At 48.2% G+C, this 22,119-nt stretch carries 16 protein-coding genes; 5 read left to right on the plus strand and 11 right to left on the minus strand.

Going from position 1 to position 22,119, the window contains the following annotated elements:
* Positions 1-16: 16 nt before the first annotated feature.
* The 11 genes from CLC91_RS07605 to sdhC form a co-directional block, all read right to left on the minus strand.
* Entirely contained in the window at positions 17-466 is a 450-nt protein-coding gene (locus CLC91_RS07605; protein ID WP_095498320.1) for a YaiI/YqxD family protein, read from the minus strand.
* Positions 467-471: 5 nt separating this feature from the next.
* Positions 472-1,161, minus strand: coding sequence for a hypothetical protein (locus CLC91_RS07610; RefSeq protein WP_095498321.1), 690 nt, complete (start codon positions 1,159-1,161; stop codon positions 472-474).
* A gap of 16 nt (positions 1,162-1,177) precedes the next feature.
* A complete protein-coding gene (locus CLC91_RS07615) occupies positions 1,178-1,963 on the minus strand; it encodes an enoyl-CoA hydratase/isomerase family protein (RefSeq protein ID WP_095498322.1) in 786 nt (261 codons plus the stop codon).
* A gap of 129 nt (positions 1,964-2,092) precedes the next feature.
* Positions 2,093-2,965, minus strand: coding sequence for a succinate--CoA ligase subunit alpha (gene sucD / locus CLC91_RS07620; RefSeq protein ID WP_095498323.1), 873 nt, complete (start codon positions 2,963-2,965; stop codon positions 2,093-2,095).
* Positions 2,965-4,131 (minus strand): ADP-forming succinate--CoA ligase subunit beta, encoded by a 1,167-nt coding sequence (gene sucC, locus CLC91_RS07625; protein ID WP_095500222.1) that lies wholly within the window; start codon positions 4,129-4,131, stop codon positions 2,965-2,967. The genes sucD and sucC overlap by 1 nt, the downstream gene beginning before the upstream one ends.
* An 84-nt stretch (positions 4,132-4,215) precedes the next feature.
* A complete protein-coding gene (odhB, locus tag CLC91_RS07630) occupies positions 4,216-5,418 on the minus strand; it encodes a 2-oxoglutarate dehydrogenase complex dihydrolipoyllysine-residue succinyltransferase (protein WP_095500223.1) in 1,203 nt (400 codons plus the stop codon).
* 22 nt (positions 5,419-5,440) lie between these two features.
* On the minus strand, positions 5,441-8,263 hold the full coding sequence (gene sucA, locus CLC91_RS07635) for a 2-oxoglutarate dehydrogenase E1 component (protein WP_095500224.1): 2,823 nt from the start codon (positions 8,261-8,263) through the stop codon (positions 5,441-5,443).
* Between the two features lie 112 nt (positions 8,264-8,375).
* Entirely contained in the window at positions 8,376-9,083 is a 708-nt protein-coding gene (locus tag CLC91_RS07640) for a succinate dehydrogenase iron-sulfur subunit (protein ID WP_095500225.1), read from the minus strand.
* A gap of 13 nt (positions 9,084-9,096) precedes the next feature.
* Positions 9,097-10,863: a succinate dehydrogenase flavoprotein subunit gene (gene sdhA, locus CLC91_RS07645; RefSeq protein WP_095498328.1), complete on the minus strand. Its 1,767-nt coding sequence runs from the start codon at positions 10,861-10,863 to the stop codon at positions 9,097-9,099.
* Positions 10,863-11,210 carry a succinate dehydrogenase, hydrophobic membrane anchor protein gene (gene sdhD, locus CLC91_RS07650; RefSeq protein ID WP_095498329.1) on the minus strand — a complete coding sequence of 116 codons (348 nt, stop codon included), beginning with the start codon at positions 11,208-11,210 and terminating at the stop codon, positions 10,863-10,865. Before sdhD ends, sdhA begins: the two co-directional genes overlap by 1 nt.
* The gene (gene sdhC / locus CLC91_RS07655) at positions 11,204-11,590 is read right to left on the minus strand and encodes a succinate dehydrogenase, cytochrome b556 subunit (protein ID WP_179287546.1); all 387 of its coding nucleotides are present in this window, start codon (positions 11,588-11,590) and stop codon (positions 11,204-11,206) included. Before sdhC ends, sdhD begins: the two co-directional genes overlap by 7 nt.
* 501 nt (positions 11,591-12,091) lie before the next feature.
* Between sdhC and CLC91_RS07660 the strand changes: the two genes are divergently transcribed.
* From CLC91_RS07660 to CLC91_RS07680, 5 genes are all read left to right on the plus strand, one after another.
* Positions 12,092-13,384, plus strand: a complete 1,293-nt coding sequence (locus tag CLC91_RS07660) for a citrate synthase (RefSeq protein WP_095498330.1) — start codon at positions 12,092-12,094, stop codon at positions 13,382-13,384.
* Between the two features lie 366 nt (positions 13,385-13,750).
* Positions 13,751-14,830 (plus strand): efflux RND transporter periplasmic adaptor subunit, encoded by a 1,080-nt coding sequence (locus CLC91_RS07665; protein WP_095498331.1) that lies wholly within the window; start codon positions 13,751-13,753, stop codon positions 14,828-14,830.
* Between the two features lie 12 nt (positions 14,831-14,842).
* Positions 14,843-18,076 (plus strand): efflux RND transporter permease subunit, encoded by a 3,234-nt coding sequence (locus CLC91_RS07670; RefSeq protein WP_095498332.1) that lies wholly within the window; start codon positions 14,843-14,845, stop codon positions 18,074-18,076.
* Positions 18,073-21,126: an efflux RND transporter permease subunit gene (locus CLC91_RS07675; RefSeq protein ID WP_095498333.1), complete on the plus strand. Its 3,054-nt coding sequence runs from the start codon at positions 18,073-18,075 to the stop codon at positions 21,124-21,126. The genes CLC91_RS07670 and CLC91_RS07675 overlap by 4 nt, the downstream gene beginning before the upstream one ends.
* A gap of 117 nt (positions 21,127-21,243) precedes the next feature.
* Positions 21,244-22,107, plus strand: coding sequence for an MBL fold metallo-hydrolase (locus tag CLC91_RS07680; protein WP_095498334.1), 864 nt, complete (start codon positions 21,244-21,246; stop codon positions 22,105-22,107).
* The last annotated feature ends 12 nt before the right edge of the window (positions 22,108-22,119 follow it).

Below are 22,119 nucleotides of genomic sequence, written 5' to 3' on the forward strand. Positions count from 1 at the left end.
AAATGATGTTCATGAGTTAACGAGCAAACTGAACTAAATATTTGTCCAACTCATTGGCAAACGCTTGTCGCTCGCTTTGCGACAGTGGCGGCGGTCCGCCTGTTTGTACACCGCTACTGCGCAATGTGTCCATAAAATCGCGCATATTTAGACGCTGACGAATATTATGTTGCGTGTAGAGCTCGCCCCTAGGATTCAGTGCTATCGCGCCCTTTTCAATGACTTCCGCCGCCAATGGAATGTCTGCGGTGATGACAAGATCATTAGCCTCAGTGCGGGCGACGATTTCATTGTCCGCTACATCAAAGCCAGCACTGACTCGAATGGCACGAATAAATTTCGAAGGTGGCACAGTTAGCGTTTGATTGGCCACTAACACCAAATTTTGTTGGGTGCGTTCGGCGGCTCTGTATAAAATTTGCTTGATAACGCTTGGGCAAGCGTCAGCATCAACCCAGATAGTCATCGTTGTTAGGTACCTTCTAGGTTTTCGAGCAGTTGCGTTAAAAAGTAAATTTCCGTTTGCGTTAACTCGTTCGATTCTGGGTCGTTACGACTGTAGGAAACTGTCGAGACAAAAGGCCACTGCTCAGTTAGCCGCATGTCACCAAGCAGATCATTGATTTGTCGGTGATCTTGAGAAGTTAATTGCATCTTGCAGATATCATTTTTGCACTCTACCGAGTCCAGCGTTATCACAGCACTGTGTTCGTGCAAAATAACAAAATCTTCCAACAAGACCTCCGTATTCACGCTCCAATCGCTTTCTTGATTTATCGATTGGCTATCAAACATCTCCGACACCTTATCAAATGGCGACGTTGGAATACTCGCGTTTGGCTTTGACTGAGCTTGATTCGCTGCGACCTCAAAAGCTTGTCTGTCATCCACTTCATCGACATTGGCATTCATTATGTCGCTTTGACGATGCTGAACCAAATCTTGGGGCTTGAGCGCTAACCTAGGACGGTCTGTTATTTCATCGGTATTGGCTTTTTTCTCCAATGAAGCGTCTTCTATGATGCGCTGTTCAACCTCAACTTGTTGTTGAGTGTGGGAAGGTGCGGGTGTCATGAACGATGAAACCGCCACATAAGTCGCTACCCCACCCGTAAAAACGCCCAAAATTAGACCAACAATAAACCCTATGTTTTTGCCCATTGTAACTTCCTTATTGTTATGCAAACTTCGGAGCACGTTTTTCCAAAAACGCTTGAATGCCCTCTTGAGCGTCATCGCCGGCGACGCAGTTGGCAATGAGCTTAGCTTCCATTTCTAACTGTTGCGATTGAGTTTTGTCAAATGATCCCGCCAGCAGCTTTTTAGTCGAGGCAAGCGCCAGTTGAGAATATTGTGCTAGCTGTTCAGCTAATTGGTCGGCCTCTGATTGCAGTTCATTATCGGCAACCACCCGGTTAATCAGCCCTAACTTAAGTGCCTCTTCGGCTGATAAGATAGGACTGGTAAGCAGTAACTCCTGTGCTTTACGAAGCCCCACAAGCCTTGGCAAAATGTACGAAGCATTGCCGTCGGGTGACACCCCGAGTTTTATGTATGCTGTTGTAAATTTAGCCGATGCCGCCGAAAGGGTGAGATCAGCACTGATTGCCAAGCTAAAGCCCGCTCCTGAGGCGACGCCATTAACTGCACAAATCACCACCGCGTCGAGCTGGCTGATGGTTAAGATAAATCGATTAAGCTGTCTAACCTTATGGGTCATCTCAGCTTCAATGTCACCGCTTAGAGACTGAATATCGTTAATGTCACCGCCTGCACAAAAAAATGGTCCGTTAGCGGTTATGACCAACACCTTAAGCGTCGTCATGGAAGTAAGCACATCAGCGACTTGCTCAAGCTCGTCTATCAGCTCAAAGCTCATGCCATTCGCCTGTTGTGGTCGCTCAATTGTTAACCTTGCACAACTGCCATCAAGGCTTAAAGAGAGTGTACGAAAGTCAGTCATTTGCTTTCCTTGAAAACGTCATTAGTCACCAAAGTTACCCTAACACAAAAACCAAAAAAAGGGGCCAGGCCCCTTTTTGAAAGCAAAAAGAAAAGGGGCCTGGCCCCTTTTCTGGGAAGCGGTAAGCCGCTACCAGCCGGTTTTTTGGCGTAAAGCTTTGCCGATATCTGCTAGGCTGCGAACCGTCGTAACGCCGGCGTCTTCTAATGCTGCAAACTTCTCATCTGCAGTACCTTTACCTCCGGCAATGATGGCGCCGGCATGGCCCATGCGTTTGCCCGGAGGCGCGGTGACACCAGCGATGTAGGAAACAACTGGCTTAGTCACATTGGCTTTAATGTAAGCCGCAGCTTCTTCTTCTGCTGTACCACCGATTTCACCAATCATCACAATGGCTTCGGTTTGTGGATCGTTTTGGAACAGCTCCAATACGTCGATAAAGCTGGTTCCTGGAATTGGGTCGCCACCAATACCAACACAAGTAGACTGACCAAAGCCTTCGTCTGTGGTTTGTTTAACCGCTTCGTAGGTCAAGGTACCTGAACGCGAAACAATCCCCACTTTACCTGGACGGTGAATGTGGCCAGGCATAATACCGATTTTAGATTCACCTGGAGTAATGATACCTGGGCAGTTTGGCCCAATCATACGCACACCACTTTGGTCCAGTTTGATTTTAACTTCAATCATATCCAAGGTAGGGATACCTTCAGTGATACAAACGATCAACTCGATACCCGCGTTAATGGCTTCTAAAATAGCGTCTTTACAAAACGGCGCTGGCACGTAGATGACCGACGCAGTAGCGCCAGTGGTTGCCACAGCTTCGGCAACAGTATTAAAGACTGGTAGCCCTAAGTGGGTTTGACCGCCCTTACCTGGACTTACACCGCCTACCATTTGCGTACCATACTCGATGGCTTGCTCAGAGTGGAAAGTACCTTGACCGCCAGTAAAACCTTGGCAAATCACTTTGGTATTTTTATCGAGTAAAACAGACATTATTTGCCCTCCGCAGCTGCTACAACTTTTTGCGCCGCTTCCGTTAGGCTATTGGCGGCAATAATATCTAGGCCAGATTCGGCCAACACTTTAGTACCGAGTTCTGCATTGGTGCCTTCTAGGCGAACAACAACTGGTACGTTAACGCCCACTTCTTTAACCGCGCCAATGATGCCTTCTGCAATCATGTCACAGCGCACGATGCCGCCAAAGATGTTGACCAAAACCGCTTTCACATTGTCGTCAGAGAGAATAATCTTAAACGCTTCCGCAACGCGCTCTTTGGTCGCACCGCCACCAACATCTAGGAAGTTAGCCGGGCTGCCGCCATGCAAGTTAACAATGTCCATAGTACCCATGGCCAGTCCAGCGCCGTTAACCATGCAGCCAACGTTGCCATCAAGCGCTACGTAGTTAAGGTCCCACTGCGCTGCATGAGCTTCACGCTCGTCTTCTTGACTTGGATCGTGCATTTCACGAATGCCGGCTTGGCGATACAAGGCATTACTATCGATGTTGATTTTGCCATCTAAGCAATGCAGGTCACCTTGGTCGGTAATCACCAACGGGTTGATTTCCAACAGTGCAAAATCTTTTTCGATAAACATGGTTGCTAAGCCCATGAAGATCTTAGTAAATTGCTTGATTTGGTCGCCTTTTAAGCCCAATTTAAAAGCTAAATCACGGGCTTGGTAAGACTGAGGTCCAACTAATGGATCAATGGCCGCTTTGTGAATCAGCTCAGGCGTTTCTTCTGCCACTTTCTCAATCTCAACACCGCCTTCGGTGGATGACATGAACACCACGCGTTGGCTACCACGGTCGACAACCGCGCCTAAATAAAGCTCTTGAGCAATGTCGGTGCAAGATTCGACTAAGATTTTGCTGACCGGTTGGCCATTCTCATCGGTTTGATAAGTGACTAGGTTTTTGCCTAACCACTCTTGCGCAAATTCTTTGATGGCTTGCTTGCTGTCAACCAGCTTAACGCCACCCGCTTTACCACGCCCACCTGCGTGAACTTGGCATTTTACTACCCATTGACTGCCACCGATTTTGTCAGCAGCTTCAGCAGCTTCTTGAGGCGTTGCGCAAGCAAAACCTTCAGATACGGGCAAACCGTACTTAGCAAACAACAGTTTTGCCTGATACTCGTGCAAATTCATATTAATGTGTCCGTTACTTCTTATTATACTAGGTCGCCGACTCCAAATGAGTCGGCATTTTTGGGGTGTTACTAAAACGCTGTATTAGATATCCAACAACAGGCGCGTTGGATCTTCCAAAATCTCTTTAATGGTCACCAGGTAACCCACCGACTCTTTACCATCAATAATGCGATGGTCATAAGACAACGCTAGGTACATCATTGGCAAAATTTCCACCTGTCCATTAACGGCCATTGGGCGATCTTTAATAGCATGCATGCCTAGTATGGCACTTTGTGGTGGATTAATGATTGGGGTCGACATCAGTGAGCCAAACACACCACCGTTGGTGATGGTAAAATTACCGCCCATCATGTCGTCCACGGTTAACTTGCCGTCACGCCCCTTAATGGCCAACTCTCTAATGGCTTTTTCAATGTCCGCTAGACTCATTTGATCGCAATCGCGCAACACAGGCGTTACTAGGCCTCTAGGGGTTGAAACCGCGATGCTTACATCAAAGTAGTTATGGTAAACAATGTCGTCACCATCTAGAGACGCATTAACTTGCGGGAAACGCTTGAGCGCTTCAGTAACCGCTTTTACGTAAAACGACATGAAGCCCAAACGAATGCCGTGCTTCTCTTCGAAAACGTCTTTATATTGTTTGCGAAGATCCATGATAGGCTTCATGTTTACTTCGTTAAAGGTCGTTAACATAGCGGTCGAGTTTTTCGCTTCTAATAACCGCTCGGCAATGCGCTTGCGCAATCGAGTCATTGGTACTCGTTTTTCACTGCGTCCCGCTAAGGTCTCTACCGCTGGGCTCGCCACCGCTGCTGTCGCTGCCGCAGGTTTTGGCTCTGTTTGAGCATTTTTAATGTGCGCTTCGATGTCTTCACGACTGATACGGCCACCAACACCACTGCCCTTGATTTTGCTTACGTCTAAATTATGCTCTGCAACCAAACGGCGAACTGCAGGGCTTAACGCATCCGTATCAACGCTGTCTTCTTGAGCGGGTGTCGCCTCGGCTTTTTCTTTAGAGACTTCCTCCCCCGCTACAGCGCCTGCAATCAAGTGAGCGATAACTTGCTCGCCCAATACCGTTTCGCCCTCTGGAAATAAAATCTCCCCCATTTGGCCGTCTTCCGGTGCAGGAACTTCCAGCACAACCTTGTCGGTTTCAATATCCACTAATACGTCGTCCCGTGACACAGCCTGACCCGGCTCTACGTGCCAAGTAGCAATGGTGGCGTCGGCGACTGATTCAGGTAATACGGGAACCTTAATTTCGATGGTCATTTTTTCCCAATCCTTCTTAAACTTATTCTTTATCTGAGCTGAGATTCAAGGCACTGTTTACCAGGCCTTGTTGTTGTTTTACGTGCAATGCCGGGTAACCAACCGCTGGGCTGGCCGAAGCTTCTCGGCCGGCGTAGCTTAAGTCCGCGCCTTTGGGCACTGCAATTCTAAAGTGATGTTGCGAGCAGTACCAAGCGCCTTGGTTTTGCGGCTCTTCTTGGCACCAAACAAAATCAGTAACGTGCTGATACGCCTCTAACACTTTTGCCATTTCCTGATGAGGGAATGGATAGAGCTGTTCAACCCGCACAATCGCAACGTTATTAACTTGGTTTTTACGACGCGCATCCAGTAAGTCGTAGTAAACCTTACCGCTGCAAAATACCACTCGGTCAACTTTGCTGTGATCCAGCTCGTCGATTTCGCCAATCACATTCTGGAAACTGCCGTTGGCCAGCTCCTCTAACGATGAAATTGCCATCGGGTGACGCAATAACGATTTTGGTGACATAACCACCAGTGGGCGACGCATTGGCCGAACCACCTGTCGCCGCAGCATGTGATACACCTGTGCCGGGGTCGATGGCACACACACTTGCATGTTGTTATCGGCGCACATTTGCAAATAACGCTCTAAGCGGGCACTGGAGTGCTCTGGCCCCTGCCCTTCATAGCCGTGGGGCAACAACAGGGTTAAGCCACACAAACGGCCCCACTTTTGCTCTCCAGAAGACAAAAACTGATCCACAACCACCTGCGCACAGTTAGCGAAATCCCCAAATTGCGCTTCCCAAATCGTTAGCCCTTTGGGCTCAGCGGTAGCGTAACCGTATTCAAAGGCCATCACCGAGGCTTCTGATAATACCGAGTCGGTAATTTCAATGGGGCCCTGCTCTTTGGAAAGGTTGCGCAACGGCATGTAGGTGGTGGCATCTTGCTGATTATGCAGCACCGCATGTCGATGGAAGAAGGTACCACGACCCGAGTCTTGACCGGTGAGGCGAACGCGATGGCCATCTTCTAGCAAGGTGGCGTATGCCAAAGTTTCGGCAAAACCCCAATCCACAGGCTTGTTGCCCGCAGCCATGGCTTGACGGTCTTTATAAATTTTTCCGACTCGACTTTGTACTTTGTATGAGTCAGGTATGTAACTGATTTTATCCGACAGCTGTTTGACTTTATCCATCGCCAACTGAGCCGGATACTCATCATCCCACTGGTGACCAATGTAGGGGCTCCAATCCACCGAGTGTTCGGTCATTGGGCGCCACTCTTCCACTACACATTCCCCCTTATCAAGGGCGTCGCGATAATGGTTAATCATTTCGGTGACCGATGCGGCATCGATGCTGCCCTGCTCAATTAGCTTATCGGCGTACAGCTTACGCGTGGTCGGTTGCTTCTTGATTTTTTGATACATCAAGGGCTGAGTGGCATTTGGCTCATCCGCTTCGTTATGGCCGTGGCGGCGATAACAGACCAAATCAATCACAATATCCCGTTTGAATTGGTTGCGATAATCCACCGCCAGCTGCGCCACAAAAGCCACCGCCTCTGGATCATCGCCATTAACGTGTAAGATGGGCGCCTGAACCATTTTGGCAATGTCAGTACAATAAGGCGTTGAGCGAGTATCTTGCGGATTCGAGGTGGTAAAGCCAACTTGGTTGTTCACCACGATGCGAATGCTACCGCCCACTTTAAAGCCGCGAGCTTGCGACATGTTAAAGGTTTCTTGAACCACCCCTTGGCCGGCAATGGCCGAGTCGCCGTGAATGGTGATTGGCAGTACCTGCTTGCCATCATCGCAATTACGGCGGTCTTGACGCGCGCGCACCGAGCCCATCACCACCGGATTTACAATTTCTAAATGGGATGGGTTAAAGGCTAATGCCAGGTGCACATTGCCACCGGGAGTGGAAAAATCGGAGGAAAAGCCTTGGTGATACTTTACGTCACCAGAGCCAAGCGTCGCCGCTTGCTTACCCGCAAACTCGTCAAACAAATCGCCCGGCTTTTTACCTAAAATGTTAATGAGTACGTTGAGTCGACCACGGTGAGCCATACCCACAACGACTTCTTTGGTGCCTGACTCGCCAGCGCGATAAATTAACTCGCGCATCATAGGAATCAGAGAATCACCACCTTCTAAAGAAAAGCGTTTCGCGCCCGGAAACTTAGCCCCGAGGTATTTTTCCATGCCTTCAGCGGCGTTCAGTCCTTCCAGAATTTGACGTTTTTTGTGCTCATCAAAAGTCGCTTGCCCAAGTGCTGGTTCAATGTATTGCTGCAACCAACGCTTTTCTTCGGTGTCGGTAATGTGCATATACTCGGCACCTAAAGAGCCGCAATAGGTTTGCTTTAATGCCTTAACCAAGTCCCGTAGCTTGAGCGTTTCGCCACCGTAGGCAAATGAGCCGGTGTTAAATTCGCGATCCATATCGCCTTCGGTTAAACCATGAAAGGCGGGATCTAATTCGGCTACCTGTTCACGCTTCCATAGTCCCAATGGGTCTAAATTAGCGTGCTGATGACCACGAAAACGGTGAGCATTAATCAGCTGCAATACCTTAACTTGTTTGGCGTCGGTTTCTGGGTCACTTAAACGAGTGGCACGCTGATGTTGAGTGTCGGTGGCAAGACTGCGGAAATAATCACGTACTTTCGAATGGGGAGTGTCTTGTCCATCGCGGAAAATGGGTAGAGTTTCGAAGACAACAAGCCAATCTTCTGGAATCGATTGAGGGTCCTCTAAATAGGCTTCGTACATATCTTCGACATAGGAGGCATTGGCGCCACCTAAGTGGGAAGTATCAAGCCAAGCCTTCATGGTGCCTTGGTGCATTTAGTCTCCCTGGAGCTACATCTTATAATCGGCATTTGTGTGACCGACTTTACAGAAATCACCCCCTAATTCCTAGGGGGGATCACTGTTATTTTTTTCAATTAATCAAAAGCTATACAGCACGCTGTAGCAGCATTGATTTAATGTGGCCAATGGCCTTAGTTGGATTTAATCCTTTCGGGCACACACTGACGCAATTCATGATGCCGTGGCAGCGGAAAACACTGAAGGCATCATCAAGATCATCAAGCCGTTCTTCGGTAGCCGTATCGCGGCTATCGATTAAGAACCGATAAGCATGCAATAAGCCACTTGGGCCAACAAATTTATCTGGATTCCACCAGAACGACGGACAAGCGGTAGAACAACAGGCGCACATGATGCACTCATATAAGCCATCTAAATGTTCACGCTCGGCTGGCGACTGCAGATGCTCGCGAGCCGGCTGACGTCCATCGTTAATCAGGTAAGGCTTGATTTTTTCGTATTGTTTGTAGAATTGCGACAAATCAACTACTAAATCACGCACAACCGGCATGCCTGGCAATGGCCGAACTTCAAGCTTTTTACCTTTGAAAGTAGAAATGGGGGTAATACACGCCAAGCCATTGGTGCCATTCATATTGACGCCATCAGAGCCACAAACACCTTCGCGGCAGGAACGACGGAATGAGAGGCTCGGATCTTGCTCTTTGAGCAGCATCAGCACGTCCAACACCATCAAGTCCGAACCTTCTGGAATATCCAGCTGATAGTCTTGCATGCGTGGTTTGTTGTCCACGTCTGGATTGTAGCGGTAAATTGCAACGTTAATGTTCATCGTTCACCACTCCTTAATATGTACGTTTCTTAGGTGGGAATGCTTCCCGGGTAACCGGCTGCATGTTCACTTCACGCTTATGCATGGTTTCGCTGACCGGATCGAAAATGCTATGACACAACCAGTTTTCGTCGTCACGCTCAAGGAAGTCTTCACGACTGTGAGCGCCTCGACTCTCTGTGCGATAGTTGGCCGCATAAGCGGTAGCAATCGCAGTGGACATTAGGTTGTCTAGCTCCAAGCACTCAATACGTTGGGTGTTGAATTCAGCTGAGTTATCCGACAGTTTGGCATTGTGTAAACGCTCACGGATTTTCTTCAACTCTTCAAGGCCTTCAGCCATGGCTTCGCCGGTTCTAAATACCGAGAAATTAAGCTGCATGCACATTTGCAGGTCTTTACGGATTTGAACCGGATCTTCACCGTCTTTGTTGTTTTCCCAACGATGCAAGCGTGACAGGGCTTGGTCGATGTTGGCTTGAGTCGCTTCTTTAGCTGCCGGAATGCTATCGAGCGTAGCGCCTAAGTGCTGACCTGCCGCACGACCAAATACCACCAAATCCAACAGTGAGTTGCCGCCCAAGCGATTGGCACCGTGTACCGAAACGCATGCGATTTCACCCACCGCTAGTAGTCCGTCTACGTTGAACTCTTTGCCTTGATCATCAACGTTAACCACCTGCCCAGTCCACTTGGTTGGAATGCCACCCATTTGGTAGTGACAGGTTGGAATCACTGGAATCGGCTCTTTTACCGGATCCACGTGCGCAAAGGTACGGGATAATTCACAAATGCCGGGTAGGCGACTTTCTAGAACTTCCTGTCCAAGATGATCAAGTTTTAACTTAATGTGCGGACCCCAAGGGCCATCGCAACCGCGTCCTTCGCGGATTTCTGTCATCATTGAACGGGCCACCACATCACGGCCAGCCAAATCTTTGGCATTCGGCGCGTAGCGTTCCATGAAACGTTCACCGTCTTTATTCAGCAGATAGCCGCCTTCACCACGACAACCTTCCGTAACTAATACTCCCGCGCCGGCAATGCCTGTGGGATGAAACTGCCACATTTCCATGTCTTGCAGCTGAATACCAGCACGTGCAGCCATGCCAACACCATCGCCGGTGTTAATGTGTGCATTGGTGGTAGAAGCGAAGATACGACCCGCACCACCGGTGGCCAGCACTGTAGCTTTGGCTTTGAAGTAAACGATTTCTCCGGTTTCGATATCGATAGCGGTAGCTCCGACAATTGCGCCGTCATCGTTTTTAACCAAGTCCAATGCATACCATTCAGAAAACACTTCGGTTTGATTTTTTACGTTTTGTTGGTAGAGACAATGCAACAAAGCATGACCGGTACGGTCAGCCGCTGCCGCAGTACGGGCAGCCTGCTCGCCACCAAATTCTTTCGACTGTCCACCAAAGGGTCTTTGATAAACTCGGCCGTCTTCAAAGCGAGAAAATGGCAGCCCCATATTCTCTAATTCGAAAATCGCTTCTGGGCCCGTTTTACACATGTATTCAATGGCGTCTTGATCACCAATGTAATCGGAGCCCTTAACCGTGTCATACATGTGCCATTCCCAATTGTCGTCGTGGGCATTACCCAGCGCAACCGTAATACCACCTTGGGCAGATACCGTATGAGAACGAGTAGGAAATACTTTAGACAACAAAGCGCAGCTCTTGCCTTCTTTGGAAATTTGCAGTGCTGCACGCATGCCTGCACCACCTGCGCCAATAACAATGGCGTCATATTCTCTTACTTGAATCGTCACTACACACCCCACACGATAACGATGCCGGCAACCAAATAACTAAATGCCGCAACTACAAAAACAAACTGCAATACGCCACGCAGCACGTGTGCTTTGACGTAATCGGTTAATACCTGCCAAACACCAATCCAAGCGTGAATCAGAAGCGCAATTAAGCTGACAATGGTGAATACTTTCATCGGCACAGCTGCAAACAAGGATTGCCAAATTTGATAATCCAACTCTTTAGTTGCTACGACAAAGACCAGCAAGAAGATCGCGTAACAGGCAAGAACGACGGCACTGGCGCGAATAAGAATGTAATCGTGAACGCCCGAGCGTCCGAAACTGGCTGCGTTAGTTACCATAACCAAACCCCCACGGCTGCTGACAAGATAATAGTCAGCGCAAACGTTAATTTAGCGGACAACAAGCCTGAAGCCATTTCTTCCCAATAGCCGGCGTCCATGATCAAATGACGAATACCGCCAAGCATGTGATAAATCAGTGCGGTAATGATGCCCCAAACAATGAATTTGGCGAAAAACGATGACAAGCATTGTTGTAGTTCTGCAAAACTTTCAGCAGAGGTTAGACTTGCATTTAACAGCCATAACAAGATGCCTATGGCGAAAAACATAATGACACCAGATATGCGGTGTAAGATAGATGCAATGGCCGTTGCGGGAAAACGGATGGTTTGCAAATTTAGGTGGACCGGTCTTTGCTTTTTCACAATTCTGCTCACTCAGCTCCTTTGAGCACTTTGTTATTGTTTGAACAGCTTTGCCGGTGATTTTACTTATATTTGGCAAAGCTACACATAAAAAGTGAGGCAATTCAATCGGTTAGAAATGGTTATTTTGTATTCACCAAATCCGTATTAATGGTCGTTTTTTAGGCCATCAAAACCGCTCGGACAGCGACACAGGGCGAGTATACATTCGCCTAAAGTCAAATACAAATATCACAGTTTTTATAATTAATTTTTTTAAAGTTTGAGCTGTAACCGCCTCTATCACTCGATATTTACAATTTTGAGATCAAGATCTTTACCATTCAAACGCTCATTTGAATTGAAATCTGATCATATTTAAAGGTAAAGTAGGTCTCCCAAAAAACTGCGACCGTAATTTGACGGCTAAAAACACGACAGTTAACGGGCTTGTGATTGCGCATTTAAGCGCCACAGATACTTACCAAATAAAAACGTATCTCACTGATAATAAAGAAGTAAGGAGATAGAGATATGGCTGAACTCAAAGCCAATCTACAGCTGCCAGACAACCAATCCATCGAACTTCCTGTGAAGCACGGAACCGCCGGTCATGGAGTTGTGGACATCAGCAAGTTAGGCAGCACAGGCTACTTCACCTTCGATCCTGGCTTTTTAGCAACGGCATCTTGCGAATCTAAAATAACCTACATCGACGGTGCCAACGGTATTCTATTGCACCGCGGTTACCCAATTGATCAATTAGCCAAGCAATCAAGCTACATTGATGTGTGTTACTTATTACTTCACGGTGAGTTGCCGACACAAAGCCAACACGAAGAGTTTTGCCGTCACGTGCGCGAACACACCATGGTTAACGAGCAAATCGTCAGCTTCTTTAGAGGCTTCCGTCGAGACGCTCATCCAATGGCGATCATGTGTGGTGTTGTCGGCGCATTATCGGCCTTCTATCACGACTCACTTGACGTCAACATTGATCAACACCGTTCGATTGCCGCCTTTAGATTGATTTCAAAAATGCCAACGCTTGCGGCCATGTCGTATAAATATTCCATCGGCCAACCGTTCGTGTATCCGAAAAACGATTTAAGCTACGCCGGTAACTTCCTGCGCATGATGTTCTCGGTTCCGTGTGAAGAGTACGAAGTCAACCCAGTGGTTGAGCGCGCCATGGATCGCATCTTCATATTGCATGCTGACCATGAGCAAAATGCGTCAACCTCAACGGTTCGCTTGGCAGGCTCATCGGGTGCCAACCCGTTCGCTTGTATCGCAGCCGGTATTGCCTCTCTGTGGGGACCTGCTCACGGAGGTGCAAACGAAGCCTGTTTGCAAATGTTGGAAGAAATTGGCTCTGTGGATCGTATCCCTGAGTTCGTTGCACGTGCTAAAGATAAGCAGGACCCGTTCCGCTTGATGGGCTTTGGACACCGTGTTTATAAGAACTTCGACCCGCGCGCAACCGTAATGCGAGAGTCCTGCCACGAAGTACTTAAAGAGCTAAACATCCAAGATCCATTGCTTGATGTTGCTATGGAGCTGGAAAAAATCGCACTATCGGACCCATATTTCATTGAGAAAAAGCTGTACCCGAATGTCGATTTCTATTCGGGCATCATTATGAAAGCGATTGGCATCCCCACCAGCATGTTTACCGTAATTTTTGCTTTGTCTCGCACCGTGGGCTGGATTGCCCATTGGAAAGAAATGCTAGAGCAACCTGGACACAAAATCGGTCGTCCACGTCAGCTTTACACCGGCTACGACGTTCGAGATTACGTCAACTTGGCAGACAGACCCGAGTAGAGACTCTAAAAAAAATACCTACCGACAAAAAGCTCAACCGCAAGGTTGGGCTTTTTTTCTTGCTAAGCTCATGAAACTTTTACAGTAACCCCAAGGCCGCAACAGTTTCTTACCTTTTTAAACCTTTTGATACCTGCGAAGTGTTTAACCTTAGTGTGTTATCAAGTTGTGATATTTCGTTAATCAAATTAACTAAATAGTTAACAATGTCACCACTTATTAGCTTTCACCAATAAGCCGCCTGCTCGCCATTGATAATTAAACTATAAATATCAATAAGTTAAGTTTTTGGCATGGGTTTAGCTATATAGAGGCTATCACACGATTTGAATTCACCAGCATGCCATCGAAGGCTAGGAAACTAAGATGAATAAGCTAACCACTATCGCCCCTGTCGTACTGTTAACCATAACCTTGTTCGGTTGTAACGCGGAGCAAAGCATTGCTGATTCGCCAGAGAAAGAAAAAGACGAATTTCTAATACCCGTAGAAGTTGACGCAGTGGCACTGTCGGATATTTCTTCCTATTACAGCACTACCGCCACCTTAGAATCGCCTCAAGAAAGCATGGTGGTAAGTCGCCTCTCTGGTATCGTTGAAAGCCTAGTGGTGGAAGAAGGCGATCAAGTTAAAGCGGGGCAACTGCTCGCTACCGTCGACGCCAAACGACAGCAGTTTGATCTTGACCGAGCTCAAGCAGAAGTAGAAATCATTGAGCAAGAGCTTAACCGACTGCGCAAGATAGAAAACCAACAATTTCTAAGCCGAGACAGCTTGGCTAAGCTGGAATACAATCTGCAAGCGGCCATTGCCAATCGCGACCTCGCCGCCCTCAAAGTCGAAGAATCGCAAATTCGCTCCCCCATCGATGGTGTGGTGGCGAAACGCTTGGTAAAGCTTGGCAACATGGCCACCGAGTATCAAGCCCTGTTTCAAATTGTTGATGAAACCGAATTACACGGCATTGTTCACCTACCCGAACAACAACTGAACTATTTACGTCTGGGCCAACACGCCAAAATCAAACCGACTGCAAATAAAAACAGTGAATTTGACGCCAGCGTCCTCAGAATTAGCCCGGTAATCGATGCCAATAGCGGCACCTTTAAAGTGACCTTAGCCATACCCAATGAGCAGCGTCGACTCAAAGCCGGCATGTTCGCCCGGGTACAACTTAAATACGACACTCGCGAACAAGTCATTACCGTCCCCATCAATGCCATTGTTAATCAAGATAATGGCCAAGCCTTGTTCGTTATGAATAACGACACCAATCAAGTGAATCGAAAGCAGGTAATCACTGGCTATCGTGAAGGCAATAAAGTTGAGATCATCGAGGGCCTTAATATTGATGACCAGATTGTTGTTCGTGGCCAACATAACTTAAAAGATCAAGCCAAAGTTGAAGTCATAAAACCATTACAAACAGCAACGGCACAACAATAAAGGACCGCCCCCATGAGCTTGATTAAAACCTCGGTACAGCGACCCGTTACCGTTTGGATGTTTATGGTCGCCATCATCTTGTTTGGCATGGTTGGTTTTTCAAGACTGGCGGTTAAACTGCTGCCAGACTTGAGTTATCCCACCATTACCATTCGTACTCAATACCCTGGAGCCGCCCCGGTAGAGCTTGAGCAATTGGTGGCCAAGCCAATCGAAGAATCCGTCGGTGTGGTGAAAGGACTGCGAAAAATTTCATCGGTAAGTCGGGCCGGCATGGCTGACGTGATTTTGGAGTTTGAATGGGGTACCAACATGGACATGGCCATTTTGGATACTCGCGAGAAGCTCGATACCGTGCAGCTACCTTTGGACATTAAAAAACCACTGATTCTTCGTTTTAATCCCAATCTCGATCCCATTGTTCGCTTTGCACTGACCCCAGAGCCCAATAGCGGGTTAACGCTAAAATCGCTGCGAACCTTAGCCGATGAAGAGCTGAAGCGACAAATAGAAACCATTGCCGGTGTTGCTACGGTACGCTTGTCTGGGGGATTAGAGCGTGAAATTCAAATTCAGCTCAACCAACAGCAATTGAGCCAACTGGGATTAAGCGCACAAGACATTCAACAACGCATCGCTCAAGAAAACCTCAACGTCTCCGCCGGTAAAGTCATTCAAGCCGATAAAGAGTTGCTGGTGAGAACGTTAAATCAGTTCGATAATCTCGAGCAGCTTAGGCAAGTCATCGTTTACCAAGACCAATCACGTCTGATCCGACTGGCGGATATTGCCCAGGTCATAGACGGGCATAAAGAGCGACAAGATCTTATCCGGCTAAATGGTAAAGAAGCGGTAGAGCTGGCCATCTATAAAGAAGGTGATGCCAACACAGTAGCCGTAGCAAGATCGCTACGAGCCAAGTTGGAACAAATCAATCAAGGTAAGTTTCCGGTGAAACTGGAACTGATTTATGACCAATCTCAATTCATCGAAAGCGCCGTTAATGAAGTGACCAATGCAGCGCTCATTGGTAGTGTCTTAGCCATGCTCATTATCTACCTTTTCCTAAGAGACATCCGCGCAACACTCATCATTTCACTGTCCATTCCATTCTCCGTCATCGCAACCTTCAATATGATGTACTTTGCAGGGATTAGCTTAAACATCATGTCATTGGGAGGCATCGCCCTAGCGGTCGGTTTGTTGGTGGATAACGCCATTGTGGTGCTGGAAAACATAGACCGCTATAAGCAACAAGGATACGCCTTAACTAAAGCGGCCATTGCCGGTACCCAAGAAGTCTCCGGTGCCATTATTGCGTCAACCTTAACCTCGCTGGCGGTGTTCATACCTTTGATATTCGTCGACGGCATCGCCGGTGCCTTGTTCTCTGACCAGGCAATGACCGTTGCGTTTGCTTTAATCGCTTCGCTGTTAGTGGCTCTCACGGCGATTCCCATGCTGGCGTCAAGAAGCGGCTTTCAATCTCTTCCAGAGCCACCGCCGGCTGCAACTAAAACAAAAGCTGACACTCGCTTCGGTAGAATAAAGCAAACCACTGCCACCCTTTTTAGCTTTCCATTCTTTGTGCTGTTTAATTGGATACCGGCACAACTGCTGAGCTTGTGTTTACTGTTGGCCCGCTTTTTCAGTTGGCTTACCGGTTTGTTGATGCGTCCGATTGCAGCCAGCTTCCAATGGTTCTATCGCCTTATTGAGCGCTGCTATCGACCATTAATCGAATTGGCTTTGCGCTTTCATTGGGCAACACTGCTGATTGCAGCCCTAATCACCGTCAGCATTGCCTCCTTGCTACCTAAGTTAGGCGTCGAGCTTATTCCGCGCATGAATCAAGGGGAGTTTTATGTAGAAATTCAACTACCGCCGGGCACGGATGTAGCGTCAACCGACAAAGTTCTTGCGCAACTGGGGGCCAGTGTCCAAGGCGACTCATCGGTGAAAACCCTATACAGTCAAGCTGGCTCAGGCGGACTGCTGACGTCCGATAGCAACCGCGCCGGTGAACACTGGGGGCGCTTGCATGTGGTATTAAATGACGCTGAGCAGTATGAGCGGGTGGCGAACCTGATTCGCCAAACCGCTCAACGTGTACCTGAGTTAGAATCCAGCATTGATCAACCGCAGCTGTTTACCTTTAAAACACCGCTGGAAATCGAACTGGCGGGCTACGACATCAGCCAGCTAAAACTCACTAGCAGCGCGTTGGTCGATGCACTGGCGGCTCAGCCGCGATTTGCCGATGTGCAATCGAGCCTGCGTGATGGTCAACCCGAGCTCACGGTACACTTTGACCACGCACGTCTCGCGGCTTTAGGAATGGATGCACCAAGCGTTGCCAGAGCCATCGCTAACCGGGTTGGAGGCCAAGTGGCCAGTCAATACACGGTTCGCGATCGCAAAATCGACATTCTGGTGCGCAGTCAACTGAGCGAACGAGACTCGGTTACCGATATTGAGCAACTCTTGATTAATCCAAGTGATGAGCACCCTATTCCGTTATCAGCAGTAGCAAGACTTGAGCTGGGAAAAGGGCCGTCTGCGATTAACCGAGTTGCTCAGCAACGCGTGGCGTTAGTAAGCGCCAACCTCAACTACGGTGACATTGCCCAAGCAGTAGAAGAAGCAAACTGGGTAATGTCGAAAATGGATTTGCCCAGCAGCATTCAAATCACCATTGCCGGTCAAAATAAAGAGATGCAGGACTCGTTCCGCTCTTTACAGATAGCATTAGCGCTGGCCGTCTTTTTGGTGTACGTGGTGATGGCCAGTCAATTTGAGTCGTTATTACACCCCTTGTTGATTTTACTGTCGATTCCACTGGCCATGGCCGGTAGCGTCTTAGGGCTTTATATTACCGGCACTCACTTAAGTGTGGTGGTCTTTATTGGTTTGATTATGTTGGCGGGCATTGTGGTTAACAACGCCATTGTGTTGGTGGATCGCATTAACCAACTGCGCACTCAAGGCAAAGCCAAGCTGCAAGCCATCGGTGAGGCCGCCAATTCACGACTGCGCCCCATCATGATGACCACATTAACCACAACCCTCGGTCTGCTCCCTATGGCTTTGGGCGTTGGCGACGGTGGCGAAGTCAGAGCACCGATGGCAATCGCTGTGATATTTGGCTTAGCTTTCGCCACCCTGCTGACCTTACTGGTGATTCCTGCACTGTACGCTAGCTTCGACCGCAAGCGCTTCGCTCAACCGTCGGGAGATGTCGCATGAAACCCAAAAACAGCATAACCGCCATCGCGCTTAAACGCCCAGTGACCACCTTAATGGCGTTTGTTTCCATGCTCCTACTGGGGCTGGTATCCGCACGACTGTTACCTTTGGAGATGTTCCCCGGTATTGAGATACCGCGGGTATTTATTAATGCGCCCTATCAAGGCTCGAGTCCCGCCGAAACCGAACGCCAAGTCACCAAAGTGCTTGAAGAGGCTTTAGCGACCATGGGAGGCATTCAAGAAATGCGCTCCAATTCCAATGAAGACGGTGCCTTTATCAATATCAGCTTAAAATGGGGCGAGTCCATTGCCAACAAAAGCCTAGAAGCTCGGGAAAAAATCGATGAGGTAAGGCATTTGTTGCCGCCGGATTTGGAGCGGGTATTTGTGCAACAGTTTTCTACCGATGACATGTCGATATTGACCTTAAGACTGTCATCACAGCGAGAGCTTTCTAATGCCTATGACTTGCTGGACAAGCAGTTAAAACGCCCGTTAGAGCGCGTACAAGGCGTATCAAAAGTAGAGCTTTATGGAACCAATAAACGGCAAGTGGAAATCCGTTTAGACGCCGATCGCCTCGCGGCTTCCGGCATGTCCTTAGCTCAGCTGCAAAGCCAACTGAAGCAACAAAACTTCGTAATGAACGCCGGCCGCATTCGTCAACCTCAGCAAGTACTGCACTTAAGCCCACAAGGTGAGTTTCAAAACCTTGATGAAATTCGATCCTTAGTCATTAAACCGGGACTCACGCTAGGCGACATTGCCACGGTTAACTTTTTCCTACCCGAAAACCGTGAGCGACGGCATCTCGACGGTAACTACGCGGTGGGATTAAATATTTTTAAAGAGTCTGGAGCCAACCTGGTCGATGTTTCTGAACGGGTGCTTGCGGTAGTAGAACAGGTTAAAAACAACCCCCAATTCAATGGCATTAAACTGTTTGTTATGGAAGATCAGGCCAAAAGCGTTAAGTCTTCCCTTAAAGATTTAACCCTTGCAGGACTACTCGGTGCCGCCATGTCGTTTGTGGTGTTGCTGCTGTTTTTACGAAATCTTAAAATGACACTGGTGGTTGTGGTGTCGGTACCTGTGTCCATTGCCATAACCTTAGGGGCTATGTATCTATTGGGATACACCTTGAATATTTTGTCCATGATGGGACTGTTGCTGGCCATTGGTATGTTAATTGACAATGCCGTAGTCATTACCGAAAGCGTGCTGCAAGAGCAACAAAAAGGCAGTGACAACGCCATACTAAAAGGCGTCGATAGCGTCAGTTTAGCGGTACTTGCTGGGACATTGACCACCGCCATTGTGTTCCTACCCAATATATTTGGTACCAAAAACGAACTCACGGTGTTTTTGGAGCACGTTGCCATATCCATCTGCATATCGTTGGCGGCGTCTTTGTTAGTGGCGAAAACCCTGTTGCCATTGATGCTTAGAAAATTTAATGTCACCGCCAAACCCAAACAGAGCAATGGCTGGTTACAAAAAGGCTATAGCAAAAGCTTAGGCTGGTGCTTGGCTCATCCCAAGTGGTCGTTGCTGCTGGCGTTGATCATGCTTGGCTCCACCGCAATTCCCTTCTCTCAAGTCAAGCAAGATGAAACCGACAATAACGAAAAGGTTCGTTTGTTTATCAGCTATAACGTCGAAGGCCGCCACAGCATGGCGGTTACAGAGGCGCTCGTTAATGAAATGGAAGCCTACCTATTTGCCAATAAAGAAGAGTTTGGCTTCGAGTCGGTATACAGCTTTTATGCGCCTTGGCGAGCAGAATCCACCTTGATTTATCCTGAAAAGCACGATCTCAACATGAAGGAAATCAAACGTAAAATTCGTGAAGGCTTTCCGAAATTTTCCATAGCCAAGCCGCAATTTGGCTGGAGTGGCAACGACAACTCGGGCATTCGGGTGTCATTAACTGGCCGCTCTACCTCTCAGTTAATTGAGAACGCTGAGCAAATCGTTCCCATGATCGAGGCGTTGCCCGGCTTTACTGACGTGCGCTCTGAAGCCGATAGCGAGCAAAGCGAGTTGGTTATCCAATTTAAGCGGGACCACATTAATCGACTTGGCCTTAATACCACAGATATTAGCCAAGCCATTCAAACCGCTCTGCGCGGCACCGCTTTGCGCAGCTATCGACACGATGCCAGCGGCGAGCTGCGCATGGAGCTAAGCTATGATCATCAATGGCGAAATGACCTTGAATTACTAAAAACCCTTCCTGTGGCGCGCATTGGTAATCGAATTTTACCGTTAGACTCAGTGGCGGATCTTAAAGTACAACCGCGCTTACAAAACATTCGCCACCTTAACCGCCAAACTTCCCTCACCATTGGCGCGAATTTGGAAGAAGGCGTGACCATGGAGGATGCTCGAAAATCATTGCAAACCCTGATGCAACAGCTGAGCTTTGACGAGGGGTATGGTTATCGCATGGGCGGCGGCTTTCAAAGACAGGATGAAGAGCAGCAAGTTATGTTGATCAATATGGTTTTGGCCATTGCCATGATCTACATCGTAATGGCGGCCTTGTTTGAATCTTTGCTGCTGCCCACCGCCATTATCACATCCATTTTGTTCTCAATAACCGGGGTGTTTTGGGCGCTTTGGTTATCCGGTACTGCCATGTCAGTGATGGCCATGATAGGCATCTTAGTGTTGTTAGGCATTGTCGTGAACAACGGCATTGTCTTGGTGGACCAAATTAACCAATTATCGCCATCCCAGTCCCAGCTTAGTGATGTGATTAGACAGGTTTGTTTAACGCGCATTCGCCCCGTGATGATGACCGTTGCGACGACCGTCTTAGGTCTGTTGCCGCTGGCGATGGGGGATACTCAAATTGGGGGCGGTGGTCCTCCCTACGCGCCCATGGCCATCGCCATTATCGGAGGCTTGTTATTCTCGACGTTAACCAGCCTTTACTTGGTGCCTTTGTGCTATCAGGCATTGGTGCGCATGCGCTATCGCAGCGCGGTGCAACTGGGCCGTTCCTATCGACTCACTAATCGATTACTGCCCTGGACTCGCTAACTCTTTTCTTCCAACCTTGTTGCCGGTTACTTAAAGCTAGGTGCCGGCAAACTTTTTTGTTGGTTCGTGCGTAAGATTTGTTAACATAAAATCAACATACGCTAAAGAGAACAATCAATGAAAAACCAGATAGCCATCATTACCACATTCGTCACCGCAGCTTCGTTTGCATTTATCAGCCCGCAAAGTAGTGCCAACGAAGACCGATTTGCAAAAGTTACCATCACTACAGAGCCGTTAACCGAGTCCATCTACATGCTCACAGGAGCCGGTGGCAACATTGGCGTTTCAGCTGGCGAAGATGGCATTTTAATTATTGACGATCAGTACGCACCTTTGGCTGATAAAATCAGTAAAGCGCTGGAGGCCATTCAACCCGGCACTCCTAAATACGTGATCAACACTCACCATCACGGCGATCACACAGGCGGCAACCTTCATTTCAGCCATGGCGCCACCATCATGGCACATGACAACGTACGCCGCCATCTGCATGCCGATAACCAACCTAAGGCTGCACTGCCTGTGGTGACTTATGACAAAGGCATTAAGGTGCACTTTAATGGCGACACCATTGACGTGCAGCACTTTGGAACCGGACACACGGACGGTGACAGCCTAATATTTTGGCAAAACGCCAATGTCATCCACATGGGAGACCAGTACTTTCAAGGTCGCTTCCCCTATGTGGACCTTGGCAACGGCGGTAACGTTAACGGCTACCTCGCCAACGTTCGTAAGGTTATTGCTATGATTGACGACAACACCAAGATCATTCCCGGTCATGGAAAGCTGTCGACTAAAGCCGAACTCACAATCTTTGCCAACATGATTGAACAAACCCAAGCCTATGTTCAACAACAAAAGCAGCAAGGGAAAAGCGTTGAGGAACTAGTAGCCGAGGGCTTACCGGCCCAATGGAAGGACTGGAGTTGGGCCTTTATTACCGAAGAAAAGTGGATAAAAACCCTGTACCAATAAGAGTTTCAATGA

Source organism: Paraferrimonas haliotis (assembly GCF_002282895.1).
GTDB classification, from domain to species: domain Bacteria; phylum Pseudomonadota; class Gammaproteobacteria; order Enterobacterales; family Shewanellaceae; genus Paraferrimonas; species Paraferrimonas haliotis.